The organism is Arthrobacter sp. Sr24, from assembly GCF_054511175.1.
On the sequence record NZ_JBTNDB010000002.1, the window covers coordinates 97,601 to 122,871 of the forward strand.

The 25,271-nt window shown below is 60.8% G+C and carries 21 protein-coding genes; 15 read left to right on the forward strand and 6 right to left on the reverse strand.

From position 1 onward, the window contains the following. Positions 1-73: 73 nt before the first annotated feature. Positions 74-736: a helix-turn-helix transcriptional regulator gene (locus ACX80D_RS02465; protein ID WP_459320988.1), complete on the forward strand. Its 663-nt coding sequence runs from the start codon at positions 74-76 to the stop codon at positions 734-736. A gap of 104 nt (positions 737-840) precedes the next feature. Here ACX80D_RS02465 and ACX80D_RS02470 read toward each other — a convergent pair whose 3' ends face one another. Continuing rightward, positions 841-2,355: a S8 family serine peptidase gene (locus tag ACX80D_RS02470; RefSeq protein WP_459320990.1), complete on the reverse strand. Its 1,515-nt coding sequence runs from the start codon at positions 2,353-2,355 to the stop codon at positions 841-843. Between the two features lie 202 nt (positions 2,356-2,557). Between ACX80D_RS02470 and ACX80D_RS02475 the strand changes: the two genes are divergently transcribed. The 10 genes from ACX80D_RS02475 (at position 2,558) to ACX80D_RS02520 (ending at position 14,549) form a co-directional block, all read left to right on the forward strand. Then, positions 2,558-3,811: a cysteine desulfurase family protein gene (locus ACX80D_RS02475; RefSeq protein WP_459320991.1), complete on the forward strand. Its 1,254-nt coding sequence runs from the start codon at positions 2,558-2,560 to the stop codon at positions 3,809-3,811. A gap of 65 nt (positions 3,812-3,876) precedes the next feature. Next, positions 3,877-5,016, forward strand: coding sequence for a tRNA 2-thiouridine(34) synthase MnmA (gene mnmA, locus ACX80D_RS02480; RefSeq protein ID WP_459320992.1), 1,140 nt, complete (start codon positions 3,877-3,879; stop codon positions 5,014-5,016). 270 nt (positions 5,017-5,286) lie between these two features. Then, entirely contained in the window at positions 5,287-5,910 is a 624-nt protein-coding gene (locus tag ACX80D_RS02485; protein WP_459320993.1) for a TIGR03086 family metal-binding protein, read from the forward strand. 278 nt (positions 5,911-6,188) lie between these two features. After that, the gene (locus ACX80D_RS02490; RefSeq protein WP_459320994.1) at positions 6,189-7,829 is read left to right on the forward strand and encodes an ABC transporter substrate-binding protein; all 1,641 of its coding nucleotides are present in this window, start codon (positions 6,189-6,191) and stop codon (positions 7,827-7,829) included. Positions 7,830-7,975: 146 nt separating this feature from the next. After that, a complete protein-coding gene (locus ACX80D_RS02495; RefSeq protein WP_459320995.1) occupies positions 7,976-9,067 on the forward strand; it encodes an ABC transporter permease in 1,092 nt (363 codons plus the stop codon). Between the two features lie 3 nt (positions 9,068-9,070). Continuing rightward, positions 9,071-10,015: an ABC transporter permease gene (locus ACX80D_RS02500; protein WP_459320996.1), complete on the forward strand. Its 945-nt coding sequence runs from the start codon at positions 9,071-9,073 to the stop codon at positions 10,013-10,015. Continuing rightward, the gene (locus ACX80D_RS02505) at positions 10,012-11,766 is read left to right on the forward strand and encodes a dipeptide ABC transporter ATP-binding protein (RefSeq protein WP_459320998.1); all 1,755 of its coding nucleotides are present in this window, start codon (positions 10,012-10,014) and stop codon (positions 11,764-11,766) included. Before ACX80D_RS02500 ends, ACX80D_RS02505 begins: the two co-directional genes overlap by 4 nt. A gap of 129 nt (positions 11,767-11,895) precedes the next feature. Then, positions 11,896-12,381, forward strand: a complete 486-nt coding sequence (locus tag ACX80D_RS02510) for a chorismate mutase (protein WP_459320999.1) — start codon at positions 11,896-11,898, stop codon at positions 12,379-12,381. Beyond that, on the forward strand, positions 12,378-13,538 hold the full coding sequence (locus ACX80D_RS02515; RefSeq protein WP_459321000.1) for a uroporphyrinogen decarboxylase/cobalamine-independent methonine synthase family protein: 1,161 nt from the start codon (positions 12,378-12,380) through the stop codon (positions 13,536-13,538). Before ACX80D_RS02510 ends, ACX80D_RS02515 begins: the two co-directional genes overlap by 4 nt. A gap of 93 nt (positions 13,539-13,631) precedes the next feature. Continuing rightward, positions 13,632-14,549, forward strand: a complete 918-nt coding sequence (locus ACX80D_RS02520; protein WP_459321002.1) for an SGNH/GDSL hydrolase family protein — start codon at positions 13,632-13,634, stop codon at positions 14,547-14,549. A gap of 74 nt (positions 14,550-14,623) precedes the next feature. Here the strand turns inward: ACX80D_RS02520 and ACX80D_RS02525 are convergent, their stop codons facing one another. From ACX80D_RS02525 to ACX80D_RS02545, 5 genes are read right to left on the reverse strand one after another with little or no spacing between them, the layout of a single operon-like run. Further along, entirely contained in the window at positions 14,624-15,916 is a 1,293-nt protein-coding gene (locus tag ACX80D_RS02525; protein WP_459321004.1) for a DUF58 domain-containing protein, read from the reverse strand. Between the two features lie 15 nt (positions 15,917-15,931). Continuing rightward, complete coding sequence (locus tag ACX80D_RS02530; protein WP_459321005.1) at positions 15,932-16,993, reverse strand: AAA family ATPase; 1,062 nt, start codon at positions 16,991-16,993, stop codon at positions 15,932-15,934. Then, a complete protein-coding gene (locus ACX80D_RS02535; protein ID WP_459321007.1) occupies positions 16,990-18,309 on the reverse strand; it encodes a DUF4350 domain-containing protein in 1,320 nt (439 codons plus the stop codon). Before ACX80D_RS02535 ends, ACX80D_RS02530 begins: the two co-directional genes overlap by 4 nt. Continuing rightward, positions 18,306-18,980, reverse strand: coding sequence for a DUF4129 domain-containing protein (locus ACX80D_RS02540; protein WP_459321008.1), 675 nt, complete (start codon positions 18,978-18,980; stop codon positions 18,306-18,308). The genes ACX80D_RS02535 and ACX80D_RS02540 overlap by 4 nt, the downstream gene beginning before the upstream one ends. Before the next feature lie 14 nt (positions 18,981-18,994). Beyond that, a complete protein-coding gene (locus tag ACX80D_RS02545) occupies positions 18,995-20,089 on the reverse strand; it encodes a glycerophosphoryl diester phosphodiesterase membrane domain-containing protein (RefSeq protein WP_459321009.1) in 1,095 nt (364 codons plus the stop codon). Positions 20,090-20,109: 20 nt separating this feature from the next. On the opposite strand from ACX80D_RS02545, the gene ACX80D_RS02550 reads away from it, so the two are divergent. From ACX80D_RS02550 to ACX80D_RS02565, 4 genes are all read left to right on the forward strand, one after another. Next, on the forward strand, positions 20,110-20,484 hold the full coding sequence (locus ACX80D_RS02550; protein WP_459321010.1) for a hypothetical protein: 375 nt from the start codon (positions 20,110-20,112) through the stop codon (positions 20,482-20,484). A gap of 240 nt (positions 20,485-20,724) precedes the next feature. After that, on the forward strand, positions 20,725-21,399 hold the full coding sequence (gene mtrA / locus ACX80D_RS02555; protein WP_062286912.1) for an MtrAB system response regulator MtrA: 675 nt from the start codon (positions 20,725-20,727) through the stop codon (positions 21,397-21,399). Between the two features lie 34 nt (positions 21,400-21,433). After that, the gene (gene mtrB / locus ACX80D_RS02560) at positions 21,434-23,428 is read left to right on the forward strand and encodes an MtrAB system histidine kinase MtrB (RefSeq protein ID WP_459321012.1); all 1,995 of its coding nucleotides are present in this window, start codon (positions 21,434-21,436) and stop codon (positions 23,426-23,428) included. After that, positions 23,428-25,242, forward strand: a complete 1,815-nt coding sequence (locus ACX80D_RS02565) for an LpqB family beta-propeller domain-containing protein (RefSeq protein ID WP_459321014.1) — start codon at positions 23,428-23,430, stop codon at positions 25,240-25,242. Before mtrB ends, ACX80D_RS02565 begins: the two co-directional genes overlap by 1 nt. The last annotated feature ends 29 nt before the right edge of the window (positions 25,243-25,271 follow it).

Here is a 25,271-nt window from a genome sequence, read left to right on the forward strand (position 1 = left end):
TGGCTACCCCGGAGCGACCGGATCGCGGCCAGGACCGTTTGCAACCGAACTGCCTAGTAATGCCGAACTCCCTATGAATCAAGGGCAGCGCCTGCGGGCGGTGGCGTCATTGGGGGATCCGGTGCGCAAGAAACTCTTCGAGCTGATTCAGGATGGTGGTGCGTCGATGAGCCGCGACGAGTGCGCTGAGGCTCTTGGCGTACCGAAGAGCACCATCCGTGTCCATCTGGATCGTTTGGTGGAGGAGTCCTTGTTGCGTGTGGAATTCCGCAAGATGGGGGAGCGGACCGGACCAGGCTCGGGCCGGCCCAGCAAGCTGTACGCCGTTGCACGCAGTGAGGTGGGCGTTTCTGTTCCGCCACGTCACTATGATCTTGCCGCCAGCCTGTTGGCCGCCGGTGTGCAGCGTTCCATCGACACAGGTGATGGAATTGAAGCCTCCCTCGCCGAGGTTGCCCGCGAACAAGGAATGCGAATGGGGCAGGCGGCAGGAGATATTTTCGCGTTGCTGGCGGATACCGGTTACAGCCCCGAGCCCGACGGCGACGGCGGCACCATCATGGCCAATTGCCCTTTCCATCGGTTGTCGCGGGATCACCAAGGCGTAGTGTGCTCGCTCAATGGTGCGCTGCTGGGCGGAGCCTTGGAGGGGTGTGGCGATGACCGCCACGCTTTGGCTCCTGACCAGGAGATCTCGCATTGTTGCGCCAGGCTGGTGCCGAAGATTTCCAAATAGATTCGCAACCCAAACAGCTCCGGCGGCCACCCCTGAGGATGGCCGCCGGAGTCGTCAGAGCAGACAGGCTGATTGCTGACAGGCTGCGACTGGAATTACTGCTGTTAGCGGACTGCTCGCAGAGCGTCCACGATGCCCTCGCCGTAGTAGCTGTTATTGGCCTCCGTGCCCACACACTCTGAGCCGGTGGGTGTTGCGGACGGGATGCAGAGACGATCCTGTGCCTGCGAGCGCAGCTGCGCGATCATCTGCTGTGGAGCCCATTCCGGGTGCTCGGACTTCATCAGTGCCAAGACGCCTGCAACCTGGGGCGAGGCCATGGACGTGCCGCTCAACAGGCCGTACTTGTTGTTCGGGAGCGTTGAGAGGATGCGTGAGCCGGGAGCTGCAACGTCAATGACGTCCAGGCCGCGGTTCGAGAACGAGGAGAGCTTGCCGGCCTGATCCGTCGAGGAAACAGTCACCACCCCGTCGAGTTCAGTGGGGATGTCCTTGCAACCATTATTGATCTGGCGGTAAGTGCCGGAAACGTCATTGGGGCTGACATCGTCAGTGGTCTTGTTGGCCAGATCGTAGGAGGCGTTGCCAGCAGCAGCGGCATGTACCACGCCCTGCTTCGTGGACCATGAAACGGCTTTGTCAACAGCGTCTAGGACCGCCTTCTGATCGGGCTGGTCATCGCACCAGAACTGCATCGGGTCAACGTAGTAGCTGTTATTGGTGACGTCCATGCCCTGCATCCCTGCCCACATGAAACCGCAGATGGCGTATTCGGGGTAGATGGAGCCGGCGTCGTTAACTACCTTGACGGAGGCCATGCGCACGTTCGGGGCCACACCCGTAATGCCAACACCGTTGCGGGGCGCGGCAATGATGCCGGCTACGTGAGTTCCGTGGGATGAGGTGGTGGGGAACCAGCCTGTAGCTGAGGTATCGGGCCGTCCTGCATTGGTGCAATTCACGGAGGCAGCCACATCAATGTTGGCTTGCAGGTCGGGGTGGACCGGGTCGATCCCACTGTCCAGGACGCCGACCAAAACATTGCGGGAGCCATCGGTGATCTGCTGAGCTTCGTTGGCCTTGATCTGCGCCTTGTCCCACTGTTCACCTTCGCGCGGATCAACTGTGACGCCGTCAAACGCGGCATCCCCGTAGAGCAGATCAGTATTTGCCATCTGCCTGCTGCGCAATTGCGGCAACTGGGATTGCTGGACCTGCTGCCACGGGACGTCAATGCCGTCCGGGGTGCCTTCGGCGACGGTGATGGTGCGGGTTGCGCCCACCGAGGCCACGTGCGACTTGCCCTGCTTGAGGACGTCGGCGCGGAAGTTGGCGCGATCGGACTGAGCGATTACCACCCCAATTTCTGGCCACTCCTGGACGGCAACGCCGCCGGCTGCTTGGACGGCTCGCACGGCCTGCTTGGTCTGGCCTTTGTTGGCCGCCTTAGCGTTGACCACGTAGCTCATGAGCTGGCCGTCCGCGGCGGGAAACTCGATGGGTGTTGATGGAGTTTGCGACGGGGCAGCTACGGCGCTGCCTCCGATGAAGGTTGTTGCTGCCATGGTCACGGCGCAGACGGCGGTAGCCGCGGCACGTCGGAAAGGGACTTTTTGCATGGATTCAATCTCCCGAAATCATTGTGTGATGTGGAACACCATGATCCTGCCAGTGGCTGGCGATGCAGAGCAAGGTGAAATGCGGGGTTAAGCCAAGGTCAAGCCAAAAGGATAGGGCCCTCTCCTCTCGGCTTCCACTCTGCGGCGCGGGGTGCGGTTGGGAGGCGGTGCAGTGCCGAGCTCATGCCGTAGAATTGAACCCGTGCCCGTGTATCTAGATCACGCGGCGACCACGCCAATTTCGGCCCCGGCCCTCGCCGCACTCACTTCCGTTATCGCCCGTAGCGGCAATCCGTCCTCCCTGCACGGATCGGGCCGTCGCGCCCGAGCCACGGTGGAGGCGTCCCGCGAGACCATCGCCAAAGCTGCCGGCGCCCACCCCACCGAGGTCATTTTTACCTCCGGCGGCACCGAGGCGGACAACCTCGCTGTGAAGGGGCTGTTCTGGTCCCGCAACGCAGCCGAGCCTGCCCGCAACCGCATCTTGGTCTCCAGCGTTGAACATGCTGCCGTGCAGGACACCGTCGAATGGCTCGAGAAGCATGAAGGTGCCCAGGCCGTGTGGCTGCCCGTGGATCAGGACGGCGTGGTCAGTATTTCTGCCTTGAAAAAGGAACTGGACGACGGCGGAGCAGAGTCTGTCGCGCTGCTCACCTGCATGTGGGCCAACAATGAGGTGGGCACCATTGAGCCGATCGCCGAGATCGTGGCGCTCGCCGATGCATACGGCATCCCCGTACATTCCGACGCCGTTCAAGCGTTCGGCTCGGTGCCCATTAACTTCAAAGAATCTGGTCTTGCCGCCATGTCCATCAGCGGCCACAAGATCGGTGGACCCGTTGGGGTGGGTGCGCTGCTGCTAGGCCGCGCCGTGAAACTCATGCCCGTCCAACACGGTGGGGGTCAGGAACGCAGCGTCCGCTCCGGCACGTTGGATGCTGCAGGCATCGCTGCCTTCGCTGCAGCCGCAGCAGATGTCACAGCCAACTTGGACGCAGAAAACGCACGTATTTCTGGCCTGCGCGATCAGATCATTGCCGCAGTCCGCGACGCTGTTCCGGAAGCGGTGTTGCGCGGCATCGATCCAGCCGCGCAACCGGCCGCGCAGCCCACCGGGAAACCGGCCGGCCGGCTCCCCGGCAACGCGCACTTCACCTTCCCCGGCTGCGAAGGCGATTCCCTGCTATTCCTGCTCGACATGGCAGGAATTGAATCCTCCACAGGCTCGGCCTGCACCGCGGGAGTGCCCCGTCCCTCGCACGTTTTGTTAGCCATGGGTCTAGATGAGGACATTGCACGTGGCGCACAACGCTTTAGTTTGGGGCATACATCGAGCCAAGAAGACGTTGACGCTTTCGTGGCCGCGTTGCCCGACGCTCACGCACGCGCAAAACAGGCCGGCATGGCCGGGCGCAAATCAAGTATAGAAACGGCCAGCACACGGGCCGCAGGCTGACCCGTCGCAAACCGGCACCACAGCTACACAGCAACACAAAACAGTAATGAATTGGAAGGTACGTAATGCGAGTATTGGCCGCCATGAGTGGTGGAGTTGACTCCGCCGTCGCCGCAGCACGAGCAGTAGATGCCGGGCACGACGTCGTCGGTGTTCACCTGGCGCTGTCCCGCATGCCCGGAACCCTGCGCACCGGCAGCCGCGGCTGCTGCACTGTGGAGGACTCCAACGATGCTTGGCGGGCCTGCGATCTACTCGGCATTCCTTACTATGTGTGGGATTTCTCCGAACGGTTCAAGGAAGATGTTGTCCAGGACTTCATCGATGAATACGCTGCCGGCCGCACGCCCAACCCCTGCATGCGCTGTAACGAGCGGATCAAGTTCGCGGCGCTGTTGGAGAAGGCCATTGCCCTCGGCTTCGACGCCGTCTGCACGGGCCATTACGCCAAGGTCATCACCGATGCCGACGGCAACCCCGAGCTGCACCGCGCCGCCGATTGGGCCAAAGACCAGAGCTACGTGCTCGGCGTTTTGACCCACGAGCAGCTCAAGCACTCCATGTTCCCCCTGGCCGATACCCCGTCCAAGGCCGAAGTTCGTGCCGAAGCCGAAGCCCGCGGCCTGTCGGTGGCCAAGAAGCCCGACAGTCACGACATCTGCTTCATCCCCGACGGCGACACCGCCGGCTGGTTGGCCGAGAAAATCGAGATGACCGACGGCGAGATCGTCGACGAAACCGGTGTAAAAGTTGGCGGCCACACCGGCTCCAACCAATTCACCGTGGGTCAGCGCCGCGGCCTCAAGCTGGGTACTCCCGCAGCCGATGGCAAGCCACGTTTCGTGTTGGAAATCCGGCCCAAGGAGAACAAGGTCATTGTTGGCCCGCACGCTCTGCTGGCCATCGATTCGATCGAGGGCATCAAGGTTTCCTGGGCTGGGCTGCCCATCGCCGAGGTCGCCACCGGCGTTGAGTTCGATTGCTACGCCCAAGTTCGCGCCCATGGCGATCCTGTCCCGGCCCGCGCTTTTGTCACCGAAGAGACGGACGACGCCGGCACTCGCCAGCAGCTTCACGTCACCTTGGTGGAGCCGCTGCGCGGCGTAGCTCCCGGCCAGACCATTGTGCTGTACCAGGGCTCGCGCGTGCTGGGTCAGGCCACGATCGATACGGCGCGTTCACTGGCCCGCCCCGACCTCCCCTAACCACCAGACGCTAGTGCAGTAGTGGTTGGAAATTCCAAGACGCTAGTGCAGCAATGATGGGTAAATCAGCGACCCTATCGCAGCAACGGTTGGAGCTGAGTCTCTTCATGGCAGCAAGCGCGAGAGCGATGCTGAAAATGCAACCGTTGCTGCGCTAGGGATGGGAAAAAAGTAGCCATTGCTGCGCTAGCGATGGTGGGTGCCGGAGGGGTCTTGCGGGGCTGGCGTAAACTTCCTTTAAGGTGACTTGGCCCACGGAAGGTTTATAAAATGCCCCCGCATACAATTCCCAACCCGCTGCAACACTTGGACAGTGCTCTGAACCAATGCGCTGAAGTTATTAGCGCCATCTCGGCAAATCAAGCAGAATGGCCTACGCCATGCGCCGACTGGAATGTGCAGGACCTCCTACACCACCTAGTGGTCTACGATCTACACAAATACACGCTCATGGCCAGGGGCAATAATATTGATCCGCTGGCTGCCGATGCCACGGTAGGGGCTGACTGGTCAACCCGATTCAGTGATGGTGCCGCCTTACTCATGAGGGCCTGGGCATCGGCCGACCTGAGCACCCAGGTGGCCCTGCCCGGAGGTGGCGAAGCTCCCCTGCGCAGCCGGATCGGCCTGCAGATTACCGAATTCACCGTTCACGCGTGGGATCTAGTCAAGGCCACTAGTGTCCCTATCATTTTGGATCCCGTACTGGCTGAGCAATCCCTGGCCTGGTCCCAACGCATGCTGAAGATGGAACACCGCGGAGCGGACCGCGGCATCGGCTTGGAGGTCCGGGTCCCCATAGCCTCGGATCCCTACACCCAGCTTGCCGGCTGGTTCGGGCGTAGCCCCTACTTCCGTGCGGGGCCGCGCGTGGAATCACTCAGCCAGCCCTAGCTCTGTCTCGGAAGAGTTTTGGCAAAGTCATAGCAAAGTCATGGAAAAAAATAGTCCAGCGGTAGCAGAGCTTCCCTCAGCAGGCAGCGCGCCGCGCCGTCTTGCTTCTTGGGTATTCTTTGGCAACGCTACCCTTTGGTAACCTTCTGGTTGCAAGTTCCCCGTCCATGCAGGCTCGCGCGCGCAAGTCTGGTATTCATTAAGTATCAAATACGTGGGAGCCGTCACACAAGGGTGTGTGGCGGCTCTCCATGTGAGGCACAAGAGAAAGTACTCGGATGGCTAAGAATAAGTTTGGATTTAGCTCGGTGATCGCCGTGGCAGGCGTCTCCATGCTCGCCATGACAGCATGCACGGGCCCCGCAGGTGGAGATAACGACGCTGGCTCCACGGGCGGCTCCGCAGGCGGACCGGTTGTTGTCGGCACCACTGACAAGACCACCTTCTTGGACCCGGCTGGGTCCTACGACAACGGCTCGTTCATGGTCATGAACCAGATCTACCCGTTTGTGATGAACTCCGAAGCTGGCAGCGCAGACCCCAAGCCGGACATTGCCGAATCGGCAGAGTTCACCTCACCCACTGAGTACACGGTGAAGCTAAAAGCTGGCCTCAAGTGGGCTAACGGCACCGAGCTGGACTCCAAGGATGTGAAGTTCTCCTTCGACCGTCAGGTCAAGATCAATGACGTCAACGGGCCGGCTTCCCTCTTGGGCAACTTGGACAGCGTTGAAGCTCCGGACGCCACGACCGTGGTCTTCAAGCTCAAGGTCGGCAACGACCAGACCTTCCCCCAGGTGTTGACCAGCCCGGCCGGTCCCATTGTGGATGACAGTGTCTTCTCTGCAGATGCCATTACCCCCGACGAAGACATCGTTGCGGGGAAGTCTTACGCTGGACAGTTCACCATTGACTCGTTCAAGAAGAACCAGCTGATCTCCTTCAAGAAGAACCCTGACTACATGGGCCTGCTGGGCCCGGCCAAGTCTGAAACGGTGACGATCAAGTATTTCGCCGATTCCAATAACTTGAAGTTGGAAGTCCAAAAGGGCAGCATCGACGTTGCTTGGCGCTCCCTCACGGCAACCGATATTGAGAGCCTGAAGGGCGATAAGAACGTCAAGGTTGATGTTGGACCCGGTGGCGAGATTCGCTACATCGTGTTCAACTTCGACACCATGCCGTTCGGTGCCAAGACAGCCGAAGCTGATGCTAAAAAGTCGCTGGCTGTCCGCCAGGCTATGGCTGACTCGATTGATCGCGCCAAGCTAGCTGATCAGGTTTACAAGGGCACCTACCTGCCCCTGTACTCACCGGTCCCCGCCGGATTCACCGGAGCGATTGAACCGTTGAAGTCCGAATACGGTGACGGCAACGGCGGCCCGGATATTGACAAGGCCACCAAAGCACTCGCTGACGCCGGTGTCCAGACACCCGTGAAGTTGGATCTGCAGTACAACCCGGACCACTACGGTTCCTCCTCAGGCGATGAGTACGCGGCCATCAAGTCGCAGTTGGAAGCAACCAAGCTCTTCACGGTCAACCTTCAGTCGACTGAGTGGGTTTCCTACGCTAAGCAGCGCACCGAGGACGTTTACCCGATGTACCAGCTCGGTTGGTTCCCGGACTACTCCGATGCTGATAACTACCTGACCCCGTTCTTCAGTGAGAACAACTTCCTCGGCAACCACTACAGCAACCCGGAAGTTCAGAAGATGATCACCGAACAGGTGACCACCAATGATCCGGCTGAGCGCACCAAGCTGATCGAAGACATTCAGACCGCTGTGTCTAAGGACCTCTCTACTCTGCCGCTGCTGCAGGGTGCCCAGGTTGCAGTCTCCGGTGCCAACGTCAACGGAACCAAGGACACCTTGGACGCGTCCTTCAAGTTCCGTCTGGGCGTTCTGTCTAAGTAAGGCCGCTTCGGTAGCCGCTAGATAAACACCACAGTGTATTGGGCGGGGCCATCTGAAACAGAGGCCCCGCCCTTTGCACGGATCAAACTTTTGCACGGCCACGATAAGTGCATCCCCAAGCACAGCATCAAAAGAAACAGGCGCACATGACCGCAATGATTGACCTGCCGGCGGAAGAACCCGCACTGCAGGCCCCCAAGAGTAAAAAGAAGGCGGGCGGCAGCCTAGGTAAATACCTGGCCATCCGCTTTGTTCTGATCTTCCCCACCATCTTCATCCTCGTCTCCATGGTGTTCTTCCTCATGAGGCTCACCGGCGACCCCATCACGGCAGCCCTCGGTGGGCGGCTCCCCGCGGACCAGCTGGCCATACGCATTCACGAGGCTGGTTACGACAGGCCCCTCTTCGTCCAGTACATCGAGTACTTGGGACAGGTTGCCACTGGAAACTTTGGCCGCACCATCTCAGACAACCTGCTGATCTCCGACATGCTGGCCACCTATGGCTCGGCAACACTGGAATTGGCCCTCAACGCACTCGTCGTGGCACTGCTGATCGGTATCCCGCTGGGCATGCTCGCCGCCTACAAGCGCGACAAGTGGCAGGACGCCATCTCCCGCGTGGCAGCCATCGCCTTCTACGCCACCCCCGTGTTCTTCGCAGGCCTGATCCTGAAGCTCGTGTTCTCCATCTGGCTCGGCTGGTTCCCCGTAGCGGGCCGCGGCAACACCAGTACGGAAATTTACATGGCCCAATTGGAAGCGCCCTCGGGCATTTACTGGCTGGATGCACTGCGCAGCGGCAATATGACCGTGTTCTGGGACGTCGCCCAGCATGCCGTCCTGCCAGCTGTGGCACTCGGTCTGCTCACCGCCGGCATCTTCTTGCGACTGGTGCGCACCAACATGATCGGCACCCTGAGCCGGGACTATGTTGAGGCCGGCCGCTCCCGCGGTGTCAGCGAATTCCGCCTCATCACCAAGCACGCGTACAAGCCTGCGCTGATCCCCATCATCACCGTCATGGGTCTGCAGATCGCGCTGCTCCTTGGCGGGGCAGTTTTGACCGAGACCACCTTCGAATGGAAGGGACTGGGCTTCCAGCTGGCCCAATACCTCACCGCGCGTGACTTCGTGGCAGTGCAAGGCATCGTGGTTCTGCTGGCCGTCATCGTGGCCGTCACCAACTTCATCGTGGACGTCATCGCCGCGCTGATCGACCCGAGGGTGAGGTACTAGGCCATGGAGACCAAAAAATCGCTTTTCAGCCGCTTGCCCGTCATTTCCCAGCTCAAAAAGAGTATGGGTCTCCAGCGTGGCATGCTCGTCGCTGGCATCGTCCTGACGCTCATCTTCCTCCTGACCGCCGCGTTGGCGCCGTTGATTTCTCCCTATGGGCCCACCCAGCGCTTCGACTTAACTCAGTCACCGCCGTCGTCCACTCACCTGTGGGGTACGACGGCGGGAGGTTACGATGTCCTGTCCCGCACTATTTGGGGGGCCCAGACTGCGGTCTTCGTGATTGTGATCGCTGTTGCGCTGTCCATTTTCATTGGCGTAATTTTGGGTCTGCTCTCCGGCTACTTGGGTGGCTGGCTTGACCGCATCCTGGTAGTGGTGGCCGATGCCATTTACGCCTTCCCAACGTTGTTGCTGGCCATGGTCATGTCTATTGCCCTGACACAGGGAAGCTCGGATATTTGGGCAGGTATTTTTGCTGCCGCCATCTCCATCACCGTCGTGTTCATCCCGCAGTACTTCCGCGTGATCCGCGCCGAAACCATTCGCCTCAAGGCCGAACCGTTTGTGGAATCCGCCATTGTTGTGGGCGCTTCCACGGTGCGCATCATGGCCCGGCACATTTTCAAGAACGCCACGAGGACGCTGCCGCTGATCTTCACACTCAATGCATCCGAGGCGATTCTGACGCTGGCCGGACTTGGTTTCTTGGGCTTCGGTATTGAGCCCTCTTCCGCTGCGGAATGGGGCTACGACCTCAACCATGCGCAGTCGGACGCCACCGCAGGTATTTGGTGGACCGGGGTATTCCCTGGTGCAGCTATTGTGCTGACCGTGCTGGGCCTGACCCTGTTGGGCGAGTCCATGAACGATCTCAACGACCCTCGCCTGCGTGGACGTAAAAAGACAAAGAAGAACGCCAAGCAAGAGGAGTTGGTGGAAGCATGAGCAGCTCCCCAGAAAACGCAGCAACCGGCGCTACGCCAACTGGCACCACCTCAACCGGCGCCACCCCGAAGGGTGAAAGTTCCCCGCGGCCGGTTCTGGAAGTCAACGATCTCAAGGTCACCTTTGCCACAGATCAAGGCGATGTTCCGGCTGTAAAAGATGTCTCGTTCACCGTGGCGCCGGGTGAAATTGTTGCCATCGTGGGCGAATCAGGCTCGGGCAAGACCGTCACGGCAAAGACCATCTTGGGTCTGCTGCCGGAGACTGCCCAGAGCAGCGGCGCCGTGATCATCACCGGTAATGACGTGCTGAGCGTCAGCGCCCAGGAGATGCGGCAGATCCGTGGCCGCGACGTGGCCATGGTGTTCCAGGAGCCGTCTACGGCACTGAATCCCGTGTACACGGTGGGCTGGCAGATCGCCGAGGGCTTGCGCGCCCACCGTCCCGCAGGAAAGCGAGTGGGCAAGAAAGAAGCCCGCAAACTGGCCATCGAAGCGCTGGCCAAAGTGGGGATTCCGGAGCCGGAGAAGCGGGTTGACTACTACCCTCACCAGTTCTCTGGAGGTCAGAAGCAGCGCGTGGTCATTGCCGCAGCGCTGGCCCTGAATCCGGGCCTGATCGTGGCCGATGAGCCCACCACGGCACTCGATGTCACGGTGCAGGCGGAGATTTTGGAACTGCTGCGAGATCTCCGTGATCGTTACGGAACCTCCATTGTGCTGATTACACACAACATGGGCGTGGTGGCAGATCTTGCTGACCGCGTGGTGGTCATGTTCCAAGGCGATGTTGTGGAGGAAGCCAGCTCGGCAGTGCTCTTCGACGCACCCAAGCAGGCTTACACGCAGGCACTGTTGGCCGCCGTTCCGCACCTAGGCCGCAATTCTGCATCCGCAGGTTTCACGGAACGGGCCTTCCAAGATAAGGAAGTACTGGTCCGCGCCACGGATCTGGAAATTGAATATCCGGGACGTCTGGGCAGCCCTGCGTTTAGGGCTGTAGATCAGGTCTCCTTCACCATTAGCGCCGGCGAAGTCTTCGGGCTGGTGGGGGAGTCCGGTTCGGGCAAGACCACCATTGGCCGCGCAATTGCCGGGTTGAACCGCACCACAGGCGGTTCGCTAAACGTGCTCGGCTACGAAATGCTCAATTACAAGGAGCGATCGTTCCGGCCCCTGCGCAAGGACATCGGCTTTGTCTTCCAAGACCCGGCCGCATCGTTCAACCCGTATTTGAGCATTGGCGAATGTGTTGCTGAGCCGTTGCTCATCCACACCGACCTCACCGGCCAAGCCGTCACCAAGCGTGTGGGCGAGTTGCTGGAGTCGGTTCAGTTGCCGGCAGCCTACGCCAAGCGGTTCCCGCATGAGCTTTCCGGTGGGCAGCGTCAGCGTGCCTCGCTGGCTCGTGGTTTGGCGCTCAAGCCCAAGCTATTGATCGCCGATGAGCCCACCTCAGCATTGGATGTTTCAGTCCAGGCGAAGGTGTTGGAACTGTTCCGTGAAATTCAAGCGGAAATGGGTTTCGCGGCGCTGTTCATCAGCCATGACCTGGCTGTGGTGGATATCCTGGCCGAATGGGTCGGCGTGCTTTACAAGGGAAAAATGGTGGAACAGGGGATTGGACATCAGGTCATGGGCAACCCACGGGCCGATTACACTAAGCGCCTGATCGCATCGCTGCCCGTGCCCAACCCGGCGGAGCAGGCCAAACGCCGCGCCGCCCACCAGGCTCTCTTGGCAGCAAAGTAGCGTAGTTCGGCTCAACGCAGTTGTGAAGTGCACTCGTCACTTCACCGGTGCATCCCGAAGTGTACGTTGAGGCGGTGCCCGGCATGGACAGTGTTTTTGTCCCCGCCGGGCACCGCCTAAACTGTTTCCATGACCGAATCGAGCCACGCAGAGCACTTGTCCGTCGAAGATTTTGACCCGGCCGCCAGTTCCCTCAGTGGAGCCGTGGACCCGGCCATCATGGCGGAGCTGCTGTCCATCCGCTCCAGCATCGATAACTTCGATGCCACGCTGGTCTACCTGCTGGCCGAGCGTTTCAAAGCGACCCAACGCGTGGGTATCCTCAAGGCCAAACATCAGCTTCCTGCGGGCGATCCGGGTCGCGAGAAAGCACAGATTCAGCGTCTTCGCGCCCTCGCCGAGTCCGCCCACCTGGACCCCGCTTTCGCCGAGAAGTTTCTGAACTTCATCATCAGCGAGGTCATCCACCACCATCAGGCCATTTCGCAAAGCCACCTTGCAGCAGCCGCCACCGGTGGCGTTCCAGTGGTCAGCCAAGACGGTCTGGGCTTTGTGGCAGATACCCAGGCGCAGCCTGCCGCTGGGACGGACGACGACGGCACGCAGCTTCCGTGACACCCTCACCGCAGCACAGCTCCAGTCCCATCACGGAACCGGCCAGTGCCAGTGCCACAGCTTTGGGCTCATGGCCCGGCACCGACCCTGTAGAGGCCGCCAAAGTTTCAGTCGGCATATTTCCTGGCCCAAACCTGCCGTTCCTGCCGCAACTACCGGCCCGCGGTGTTGGCTCGGACCATATAGGCCGCACCGCCGCGCTCCTTACCGAACTGCCTGTTGACGTCCAGCCCTACGGTTGGCGCTTTGTGGACAGGCCGGGGCTGGATTTCCGGCGCGCGGAATCCGCGCTGTCCACCGACATTAACGTGCTCGCCGATGTGGTGGGTGCCGGAGAGCTCTCACCAGCAGCGTTCAAAGTCCAAGTGACCGGCCCGTTTTCTATGGCCGCCTCCATTCATCTGCATTACGGTGAACGGGCCGTGCGCGATTACGGTGCCCGGCGCGACATTGCGCAGTCGTTGGCTGCCGGTCTCCACATTCACGCACTCAAGATCCAGAGCGCCCTTCCGGGTGCTGCACTAACGTTGCAAATTGATGAGCCGCACATTGCTGCGGTCCTCGCTGGCAGCATTCCCACAGCCTCGGGCTACAGGACCCTGCGCGCCATCCCGCGCTCGGAGCTGCGTCAAACGTGGAGTGACCTGGTGGCCGCGGCACGCCTAGCGGGCTTCAGTCAAGTGGCCATCAACGTGGCGCCCGCACAGCAGGCCCTAACCGAAACGGCAGCTGCCGCGAAGCTGGCAGGGACCCCCGCGCAGAGCACCACAAGCGATGGGACACCCACGGCCGAAGCTACCGCGTGGCGACAAGCTCTAGAAATCGCACTGGAATGTGGAGTCGATGCTGTAGCTGTGCCCCTGAACTTGCTCGATGGCGGGCACTGGGAAATGCTGGCAGGCGCCCTGGAGTCTGGTGTGGGAGTGTGGGCTGGAACGGTGCCGGCCAGCGCAGGACAGGTGCCGCCGTCGTACGCTGCTTTGGTGGAGCGGATCATGCGGCCCTGGCGGAAGCTGGGACTAGCTGAATCGGGGCTGAATCAGCTGCGCATCACGGAAGAATCCAGCCTCGCAGCGCTCACGCCGCAGGAGGCGCGGGCGGTGCTGGGCAGGTCGCTGGATGTGGCGCAGGCGCTGGGGGATATCCGCAACGCCTAACGGCGCTGCCCCAGTGCACAAGGGAAAAGCGGCGCGGGAGTGTCGAAAGTAATTTTGCGTCAGCGGCCTCGTTGGTAGGGGAGAATCTGTTTCATGACCGGGGGAAAATTGCTCAGAGGGGTGCGTCAAAGAGCCGTTGTGCTGCTGGTGGTCTCCACGGTACTGCTGGGTCTCGGGCCAGGCGACGTTGTCCCCACGGCGAAGAGCGAGAGGGTCGCCCCTAGTGATTCCGTCCCCGTCGAGGTAGCCGCGTTCCCGCCGCTTCCCGTGAATTACCCAGAACGCAACACCGTGCCCGACGGCGGCCGGGCCAGCGCCGCAGCGGTCACGGCTAAAGCCACCACCGTGTGGGACCTGCCGCCTGGATCACTGGTGCTCAACCCCGCCTCGGGGCGGCGCGAAGTGATCAATCCGGAGGTGTGGAGAACTGCTGTTCTGATTGGGGACTCGCAGTCATCCGGAGCTGCCGGCGTCACCTCTGCTCAAACATGGGTGGTGCACGGGCTGGCGGAGCGTGGCTACACCGTTGACTTTGTTGGCGGTGGTGGCACCGGTTTCACGGCTGCTTCTGAGCGCCGGGGTAACTACCCTGATGCGCTGGATAGCGGCCAAATGCTCCTTCCCTATGGGGATCCGGCCCTGGTAGTGATTCAGGGCGGCGGCAACGACGCAGCAAGGGGAGCCAGTGACGCCCAAATTCTTGCCAATGCTGACAGACTGCTGCGTCAACTCAAGGCAAGCTATCCGCAGGCAGAATTCTTGCTGATCGGCACGCTGGCCCGCGGCGGCAGGGACGGCGGCCGGCGCACCCAAGTGGACACGCTGCTGGCCGGATTCGCCAAAAGCAACGGTGTGCCCTTTATCAGCACCGGTGATTGGATCACCCGCTACGGCGTGGGGAACAAGATGACCGACGGCGTCCACCTCACCGCGAGCGGGCACAGCGCGCTGTCTAGGGTTCTAGCGGACCGCCTGAAGACTATGAAGCTTCAAGGGCCAGTAGAGGGCTGAGCTGTGGGCCAATGCGGGGCTGATGTGCCGAGAGAATGGGCGGTGCGGACCTGGGCCGACCAGCTGCACGCTGTCTAGAGCCGGCCAGCTGCCTTGAGTTTGATATATAAATCTGCCAACTTCGGGGGCAGATCCTGGGGTGCTGCATCAACTACCTCCACACCGGTCCGCTTGAGATACGCAGTGATGGCTTCACGGCGGTTCAGAGTATGTTCAGCCGCCGCCGCACGGTAGGCCAGCGTGCTTGTGGATCGTTCTAGCCGGGCGCGTTCCAGCGCTGGATCGCGGACTGCAGCCACAACCACCAAGTGTTTTTGGGAGAGCGTGGTGACCAACGGAATCAGGCCTTCTTCGGCCGCCCCGGCGTCGAGTGAGGTCACCAAAACCACTAACGCGCGGTGGGCTGTGACATCGCGGACTTGCCCTGCAACTCCTTGGGCGTTGAACTCGATCAGTTCCGGTTCTAGAGGAGCCAGGCCCTGCACCATGGCATTAAGCATATTGCCCTTACCCGTGGAAGAAACCTTCGCCCGAACTCGGCGGTCGTAGGCCACTAAACTGACCCGGTCCCCGCCGCGTTCGGCCAAAACAGCCAGAAGGAGTGAGGCCTCAATACCGGTGTCGAGGGCCGTTTCATCGTCAATTCGGGTGGCCGAGGTTCGCGACGTATCCAACACGATGACCACTCGACGGTCGCGCTCGGGGCGCCAGGTGCGCACCACCACGTCTTGGCGCCGGGCCGTGGCACGCCAGTCGATGGAGCGCACGTCATCGCCGCGGACATAGTCGCGCAATGAGTCGAACTCGGTGCCAGCCCCACGGATTTGTACCGCGGCCTTGCCATCCAGCTCGCGTAGTTTACGAAGCTTGGAAGGAAGATGCCGTTTGGAATGGAACGGGGGCAGCACTCGCAAGATTCCGGGCGCCGTGATGGTGTGTTGCCGGGCAGCCATACCCAGCGGACCAAAGGAGCGGATGGTGAGGTGGTGTGTTGCCAAATCTCCGCGACGCGATGGCAGCAGATCTACACTCATAGCCGCCCGTTCACCGGCCCGGATGCGGAGCTGCTGCAAGGCGTTGCGGGCACCAGCGGAGGGCTGCCAGCCGTCCTTGACCTGGGCCCGCAACACCATAGATGAGTTGTTCGAAAGTCGCACAACAGCGGTGGCCGGTTCACCCAGCCGGACCCCGGAAGGTATGGTGCGGCGGAGCGTCACTGCCCGTGGCGAGGCAGCAAATATCAGGTCCACCACCACTAGCAGCAGCAGCACCGAGACAGCCACCACCCAGGTCACCAGTGTCGGAAAGATGACAACTGGAATCAGAGCTGTCAGCGCCACCCAAAAAAACCTGCCTGAAATAGCCATGGTGTTACGCCCGGATCAGCGCGGAACCGGCACGGTGGCCAAAATGGAGAGCAGGATGCCGTCCACGGCAACGCCGTCCATCTCAGCTTCGGGGCGCAGCGCCACACGGTGACGCAGGGTGGGCAAGGCCAATGCCTTGATATCGTCCGGGGTCACAAAGCTCCGGCCTGACAACCAGGCATAGGCGCGGGCAGATTTCAGGATGGCCGTTGCACCACGGGGTGAGACACCCAGTTGGAATGATGGCGCCGTGCGGGTGGCCCGGACCAGATCCACCACATAGGCCAGGATTTCCCCAGCCACGTTGACTTGCGCGACTTCTTCGCGGGCCTGGGTCAACTCGGCTGCACCAGCTACTGGGCGCACTCCCGCCGCATGCAGATTCTGGGGATCAAAGCCCAAGCTGTGCCGGCGGATCACTTCGATTTCATCGTCGCGCCCGGGCAAATCCATGGTCAATTTGAGCAGGAAACGGTCCAATTGTGCCTCGGGCAGCGGGTAGGTGCCCTCATACTCGACTGGGTTTTGGGTGGCGGCCACCATGAAGGGGGCCGGCAATTTGCGTGAGACTCCGTCAACGGAAACCTGGTGCTCTTCCATGGCTTCCAGCAAGGATGCCTGGGTCTTCGGAGGGGTCCTGTTGATTTCATCGGCCAGCAGGATGTTGGTGAATACCGGGCCTTCACGGAACGTAAATGAGGAGGTGCTGGCATCATAAATCAACGAACCGGTGACGTCTCCTGGCATCAAGTCGGGAGTAAATTGCACCCTCTTGGTGTCCAGGCTCAAGGCAGTGGATAGGGCCCTAACCAGCAAGGTCTTGGCAACACCGGGCACGCCTTCGAGCAGTACATGCCCGCCAGCAAGCAAGGCAATGAGCAGGCCCGTCACGGTGTCATCCTGTCCTACCACGGCCTTTGCTACTTCGGTCCGGACCGCCAGCAAGGCCTGAGCTGAGGCGCTCGGTGCTGGCTGTTGCTGTTGCTGATACTGCGGCGCGGGGGAGCCGGGGTAGCCAGGCTGGGGGTAGGATTCCGGGTTCGTCTCCGGGCTGCTGTCCGGGTAAGGCATAGTCATCGACGTGCCACTTCTTCCTCTAGTGCCGCAAGGTCGGCGGCGATTCTCAACATGTCTTTTTCAGTCGTAGGGGGCTCGCCCAGCAGGATGGCATGAATCTGCGCGCTGGAGCGGGAGCTTGCTGCGGCAACAGCTTCGACGACGGCGGACGGTTCAGCCGCGTGCCCTAATCGCAGGGCGTGTGCCAGCCGAGTCAGTGAGGCATGCCGAAGCGTGCCCGTGGCAGTATCCACGGCTCGGGCATCTTGATAGAGCCGGGCCCGGCCAGCCATGGTCTCGGACGCCTTCACAATTACCGGCAGCGGCTCAGCCACCAGCGGTCCGTTCCTGCGCCCGCGCCACAGCACACCCACCACGGCCACCAGCATCAGCCACGCAGCGGTCGGGAACATCCAAGCCGGGGTCAGCTCGGCCACGCCCGGCGGGTTCTGCGCCGGAGGGATGTCACTGACCGAGGATGTGTACCAGAGCAAATTGGGCTTGCTGCCCAGCAGCCTAAACGTCAGTGCCGCATTCCCGGCCTGGGCTAAATTATGGTTATTGACGGCGCCGGAGAACCCCAATGCGGTGATGTCACCGGCGCTATTGCTCGCCAAAAGTCCCCCCGATGAGGAGCCTGCGTCTCCTTCGGGGCTGAAACACGTCTGCGCACCCTTGAACATCATCAGCGGACCTTTTGCTGGTCCTGCATCCAAGGCTGGGTCGGGTGCGCCACCACTGATGGAGCCAGCGGCAACAGCATCTGGATGATCGCACTGGGCAGTTACTTGCTGGCTTCCCGCGGTGGTGCCGGTGGACCGGAGCTCGGGGCTGAGGCTTTTCACGGTGAGCGGGCCGGGTGTGACGGCCAGCAGCTTGGCACCGTTAGCCGTCACGGATGCGGCTAACTCGGATACCTGGGCTGCGCTGAGGATGTTTCTCGGATCATAAAAAAGTACGGTACTGCTGCCGTAGTCGTTGTGGATCAGAGCGTCAGTGGTTTCGGCCAATGACTTAGTGGCCGTAACAGCCACACCTTGGTTCTCCAGCACCGCTGCCGCAGCCTGTGCGCCAGCCGGAGCCGGATTGTTGATGGCCAGCGCGTCAATGCTGCGATTGCCTGAATCATTGAGCAGAAAGGCAAGCACCGACAACAGTACAAACACTGCCGCACCGATGATCCAGAAGCGGTACTTCCGCCACCGCGTGGACAAGCGCTGGCTAAGTGTGGTGCCGTCGGCGTGAAATACCTTCTCTCCGGTGCTCCCAGACGCAACGGCCTCTTCGGGAGGATCCGTGCTCAGAGGGGCAGGGGGAGGAGAAACGGGCGCGGTCACGAGGTCACCGCCGTGAAATCGTCGGCGTACTGCGGCGTTGTCCGGGCAACAGCTGCGTCGGTTGCCACCAGTTCCTCGAACATGGCCTGGGTCGGTGGAACTCTGCCGTAACGGACGGCATTGAAAAGAGAAGCCGCGTGGCGAATGTCCGAGCTGGCGTTGGGGAAAGCCATCCCCAGTTCACCGGCAATTTCCATGGCCGTGCGCCCAAGTGTCCTGGCTGTGACATCGCGCTCCTCACCGGACCGGGCCAATGCCCTGAATTGTTCATTGATAGCGGTGTGCCAGTCTCCGGCTTGCGCGGCGGCCTTAGCAAGTCTGCGGTGCTGTTCGGCGGACAACGTCATATCAGGGGCGAACACAGCGTTGCCAACGGCCCTTTTGCGGTTCAAACGGGGCCTGACGATTAAGATGATGACCACCACGGCAACCACGATCAGCCCAATGACCACGCCTAGGCCAATGTTTCCATCGGCTGATCCCATGTTTCCCAAGAGCTCATTCAGAGCCCGGCCCAACAGGTCCAAGATCTGCCGCGCCAAGCCGGGCTTGGCATCTTGGTAGGCCTGCTTGGCCAGCTCCTCAGCAGCCCAACGGCGCGCTTCATCGGCCCCCGGGACAACGGGGACCTCGAGGTAGCGCAGGGCGGGCAACGCCGGTGAAGAGACCATGGGAGGGACTGCGATCAGTAAGTGCTAGGCGGCTGCTGCTGGCTGCCCGGCGCATAGGCACCCGGCACCAAGTCTGCGCGAGAAGAGGAGCCGGGGATCCCGCCGTCGTCCTTGCCGCTTTCAGATTCCTTGAGCAAGGTGAGGTCGAAACCGTCGCGGCGCATGCGCAAATCAACATAGATCAAGGCCATGACGCCGGTCTGGAAAGCCAAGGTGATAGCTCCCACCAAGGCGCCGATGGCACTAGAAATGACTTGAGCGATGATGGTTTGGGTGAGCGCCTGCTCCGCGGTGGCCTCGATGCTCATCATGCCCATGATCATGCCCACGATGAAGCTGACGGGTGTGGTGATAACACCGGTGATGACGGCGGCGATGATCACGGCCAAAAGGTACGTTCCAAAGGTCCTCCACCAATTGCGCTTGGTGAGTTGCCATGAACGTTTGATGGCCGCAAAAGCGCCAATGTTTTCCACCACGATCGCCGCCGGAGCCACGAGCAATTTGGTGCCGATCCAGAGGCCAACGGCCAGGAACGGCAAACTCAGCAGCAAGGACAGGCCGATGCCTGCCAACGCCGCTGAATCGGAGTCCATGGATCCCAAGCTGAGGATCAGTAGCACCACCACAGCAATGTAGACAGAGACTGCGATCAGGGCGGCTACGGCGTATAGCACTGCGAGTATAAGCAGGGTGCCAATGCGGGGCTTTGTCAGTTGCCACATTTGGCCAAAGGTGGTTTTGCGGTTGAGTACGGACCTAACCACCGGGACCACTAGGGCGCCCTGTAAGACCATTTGTAGCAGTGTGGAGACAAATACCGTCACCATAATGGCTACGGTGAATCCGAGCATTCTGCCAATGAAGGCGTCGGTATCGGTGACGTTGTTGCCCTCCATGAACAGGCTGCCGTCCATGAACCCCACCAAGAGCTGGCCCAAGGTCAAGAACATGATCAAAAGGGTGGCGGCGACGGTGACCAATTGGAAGATCAGAGCGGAGCCGAACATGGCCTTGCCGTTGCGTCGGGCGGCCTGGAAAGCACCGTCGAGGATTTCACCCAGGCCCAAGGGGCGCAACGGAATGACGCCGGGCTTCGGAGGGGCCATGTAGTTGTTGTAACCGGTCTGTGGCTGGCCCGGGTACTGGGGTTGACCTGGGTATTGTGGCTGGCCCGGGTACTGGGGGAGCTGCTGCTGGCCATACTGACCCCACTGCGGCTGTTGAGGTTGAGCGGGCTGCTGCGGTTGAGCGGGCGGTTGCTGAGAGTACTGACCCCACTGCGGCTGCTGCGGTTGAGCGGGCTGCTGAGGTTGAGTGGGCTGAGCGGGATACTGTGGCTGGGCCGCTGGCTGCTGAGGAGTCAACGGCGGTTGACCTTGCCAACCCTGCGCCTGCCAGTCCGGCTTCTCCTGCGGCTGACCTGCGGCTGGTTGTCCAGCACCTGGCTGATTCGGGTCCTGCGGTTCCTGCGTCATGTTGCTCCCTGAAAGTTCCCCCGTGAAAAACGTGTACGGCAGCAACAACCGCCGAATACCCTCCAGCGGAAGCGTCAATAGTGAAAAAGCGACACTAATGGCGTCATATTCCGCGGCGGATCCATGCTGTTGCTGCGTCCATCATCAAACCCTATCGGGAAGATGTGCCTTTTCCCTGTGAACAAGCCGGACATTGCGGAAACTATTGAGAGTGCCTGTGGAGCGTCGATAGGGACATTGTGCGGCTCATAGGCAAATATAGAGGTATGAAGGCACGTATTTTAGTTGTTGACGATGACGAAGCACTGGCCGAGATGATTGGTATCGTCCTGCGCAATGACGGGTTTGACCCGGTTTTCTGCGCAGACGGTGCCAAAGCCTTGGAGACATTCCAGTCCAGCAAGCCCGATCTGGTCCTGCTGGACTTGATGCTGCCCGGAATTGACGGCATTGAGATTTGCCGCCTGATCCGTGCTGAATCCGACGTCCCCATTGTGATGCTGACAGCCAAGTCAGATACCTCCGATGTGGTGCGTGGGCTGGAATCCGGGGCCGACGATTACGTTGCCAAGCCGTTCAAGCCGGCCGAACTGGTGGCCCGAGTTCGTGCCCGACTGCGTCCCGGCGACGTCAAGGCTCCCGAAACGCTTGTCATTGGTGAGATCAGCATTGATGTGGCCGGCCACGCCGTTCGGCGTGCTGGCGAACGGATTTCGCTGACCCCGTTGGAGTTCGATCTCCTCGTGGCACTGGCCCGCAAGCCTTGGCAGGTCTTCTCCCGCGAGCTGTTGCTGGAGCAGGTGTGGGGTTACCGCCACGCCGCCGATACCCGCCTGGTCAACGTCCACGTCCAGCGTCTGCGCTCCAAGATTGAACGCGACCCCGAGGCACCAGAAGTGGTCCTCACCGTCCGCGGCGTCGGCTACAAGGCCGGGCAGTAAGCGCTGATCAGCATGTGCGCCGGGTGAGCCCAGAATGAGTGCAGACCAAGACCAGTACGACGCCGGACGCGCACCTTTGGGGGCCACTCCGGATGACGCTGTGCCCACTGAAAGCACCGTGTCCACTGAGAGCCCTGTGACAACTGTGTCCGATGCAGAAGAGCCAGACAAGTCAAGAACTAGTGTTTGGCGCACCCTCCTCACTCAGGCGGGCCGCATGGCTGTTGCGGTTGGCCGGGCTGCGGCTCGGTTGTTCGATTGGGTCCGGGCGTCGTTGCTGCGCCGCTGGCGCACCTCATTGCAGTTCCGCACCGTTGTTACCACTTTGCTGATTGCCTCTGTGGCTGTGGTGGGTGTTGGCGGGTACTTGGCTGGCCAGATTTCCAACGGGCTTTTCAATGAACGGTTGGCCCAGGCTCAGCAGGAATCGGCGCGTGGCGCTACCCAGGTGCAGGAGAGCTTTTCCAATGCCAGCCTGAGCGATCAGCCGCGCATGTCCACGTTCGTGGGGGACACCCTGCGCCTGCTGGAACTTGGCGGTGCCGATGACACCCGTAAGTACTTGATGGTCAAGATCCCGGGCCAGACTAGCCGGCTGGCCGTGAGCTCATCGGATTCAGGTGGAGTCACAACAGCCATCATTCCGGATCAGCTGCGTCAAGCAGTCCAAGGTGATCCCGATAGTCAGTTTTGGCAGTCCATTGCTCTGCCCACGGGCGAATCAGGGTTCAGCCCTGCCGTGGTGGTGGGCAGCCAAGTGGAGTTGCTGCAAACCAACTACGAGCTCTATATGATCTACGATCTGAACACCGCTCAAGTGACGCTGAATTTCATTCAGTCAGTGTTGTGGGTAGCTGGTGGGATTTTACTGGTGCTCATTGGCGCCATTGCCTGGTACGTGACCCGGACAGTGGTCAAACCAGTCAGTGAAGCAGCTGCCGTGTCGGAGAAATTGGCGGCAGGCGAACTTGAAGAGCGGATGGAAGTCAGCGGCGAGGATGAAATGGCCAGATTGGCCACCTCCTTTAATAAGATGGCCACGTCGCTGCAGGACCAGATCACGGCGCTGGGGACTCTCTCGGACATGCAACAGCGATTCGTCTCGGACGTCTCCCATGAGCTGCGCACACCCCTGACCACAGTGCGGATGGCCGCGGAAGTTCTCTACGATGCTCGCGAGAACTTCGATCCCATCAACAAACGTTCCTCCGAATTGCTCTTTCACCAGGTTGAACGCTTCGAGCTACTGCTGGCAGATCTCTTGGAAATTTCCCGTTTCGACGCGGGGGTGGCGGATCTGGACGCGGAACAATTGGACATTTTCTCCGTGATTCATTCGGTGATTGACGGGGCCATGCCCGTGGCCGAGGCGAACAAGGCGGAGCTTTCGGTGGTGACCCGCCTACGCAACCACAAGTGCATTGTGGAGATGGACTCGCGCCGGGTGGATAGGATTCTTCGCAATCTGGTGCTCAATGCTCTTGAGCACAGCGAAGGAAACCCCGTGAAGATTTATGTTTCGGCAGATGAGAGTGCCGTGGCGGTGGCTGTACGTGACTATGGCATAGGCATGTCACCGGACGCCGTTGGCCATGTCTTTGACAGGTTTTGGCGGGCCGATTCTGCCCGAGCCCGGACCACCGGGGGCAGTGGCCTGGGCCTATCGATCGCCATGGAAGACGCCCGGCTGCACGACGGCTGGCTGGATGCTTGGGGAATCCCGGGAGAAGGATCCTGTTTCCGCCTGACACTGCCCCGAAAGCGCGGAACAGTTCTGACTCATTCCCCAGTTCCGTTGCCTCCCGACGGCGGACAAGCCGGCAGCGCTAGCAGCCTCGGCACCGGACCAGTGATGACCCACACCGGATCGATCGGGGTTGTCGGAGCGCTGGGTCGGCTGAAACCTGCCGCTGACGTGGCTAAGCCTGCTGAGCCGAGTGCTGAAAAAAGCATGGGAAGCAGTGCTGAGAAGCGCGGCCCCGAGAGTGAAGATCCGGGCATGAACAGCTCTGAGAAGGTGAATCACTGATGAGTCACATGGCACAGCAGAAGCAGCACACACCTAGTGAACACACGCTTACTGATCCCCGTCTGATTCGGCACAGTCTCAACCAGCGCCGTCCGGCCACTCGCCCACAGCGGCACTGGGCCGTGGCGCTGTGGGCGAGTCTCGTCGTCGTGCTTCTGGTGGCAACGGGATGCTCCGCCATTCCGATGCACGGTTCCGTAGGAAAAAGTGATCCGCTGGCCCCGCGCAGCAACTCCGTCAATGTCAATCTGCAACAGTTTTCGCCTGTGGACAGAGCTGAGCCGGAGAGCATTATCCGTGGCTTTATTGATTCCGGAACGGGTATTTCGGATGATTTTCAGGTGGCCCGGCAGTACCTGACACCGGCACTGGCGCAATCGTGGGCACCGGACAAACGCACCTTGGTCTACAAAGACACGTTCGCCGTGGCGCCGGCCTCGCAAAGCGGCGTTTACGAACTGACCTTCAACGTAGTCTCCTCCGTCGATGCAACGGGCGTTCTCACGCCTGGAAAAGCGGAGGCCACGGAGCTGCTGAGTATGAAATTGGTGAAGGTTGATGGGCAGTGGCGGATCTCCGAAGTACCCGACGGCGTAGCCCTCGCCGAAGCGAACTTCCAAACGTTGTATGCGCCGGTGTCGCTGTTCTTCTACGACCCCACCTTCACCTATGGCATACCTGATGTCAGGTGGCTCGCGGGACGGACCTCGCGTACAGCCACCTCCATTGTCCAGGCGATATTGAAGGGGCCGGCACCTTATCTGCAGGGCGCGGTGGTCAGTGCCTTCCCCAGTGGGATGGCCTTGGACCGTGACTCGGTGCCCGTCAATAACGGTGAGGCCAAAGTTGGTTTGACCGCCCAACAGCTGCTGGCAACGAGCATTGAGCAGCGCCAGCAAATGAACGCACAGCTCTTGACCACGTTCCAAAAGAGCCTGAACACGATCACCGAAGTCCAGTTTTTAGCCGACGACAGGTCTGTCGACATGGGCAGCACGGGCGATGATATCAGCCGCATGATCGTGGACAACCCCGTTCCACCCACGCAAATTGCGGTGGCTCAAGGCGATCTGGTCACCTTCGACGGGACCAAAATTGGTCCGATCCCAGATGTCTCGCCAGTGGCCAATCTGGAGCCATCGGCGCCAGCGATCTCCTATTCCGGGAAGAACTTTGCCTTCCTGTCAGGGGTGGGCAACCAAATCTTTACTGTTCAGGCTAACGAAGCGCCGCTGCTGACGTTGTCGGGAGTCGCGCTCACCCCGCCCTCTTATGCCCCCAATGGATGGCTGTGGTCGGCTGCCGGGGATGGCTCAGGGTTAGTGATGGCCATTGACCCGGACGACGGCGGCAAGCTGGGGACACCTGTCCTGCTGACTATTCCGTGGCTAGTTGGGCAGGAAGTGCACACCTTCCGGGTATCGCGTGACGGAACCAGAGCATTGGTGATTTCAGAGGCCAACGGGGTGAGCCGCGTCAGCATCACAGGAATTTTCAAAACAGGGGAGCTGCCCAAGGAACTTACCTCGCCCATTCGGCTGCTCCATTCCGGAACACCGAGGATTGGTGTGTGGGCCGGCGATTCCAGTGTGGCCGTGATGGACCCGTCAGCCACCGAACAGGTGGTCATCGAGGTACTGGACCTCGCCCTTCCCGTGGTGCAGATGGATCCCCTGAAGGGGGTCCAGTGGTTGAGTGCCGGATCGGGAGTACGGAACGTGCACGCCCAAACAGCTTCCGAGTTCTACACCAACGTGGGCAACTACTGGGAAGTCGACGCCAAGGAACTCCAGCAGGCTTCATTTGCTGGATAGCTGGATAGCTGGATAGCTGGACGGCTGGC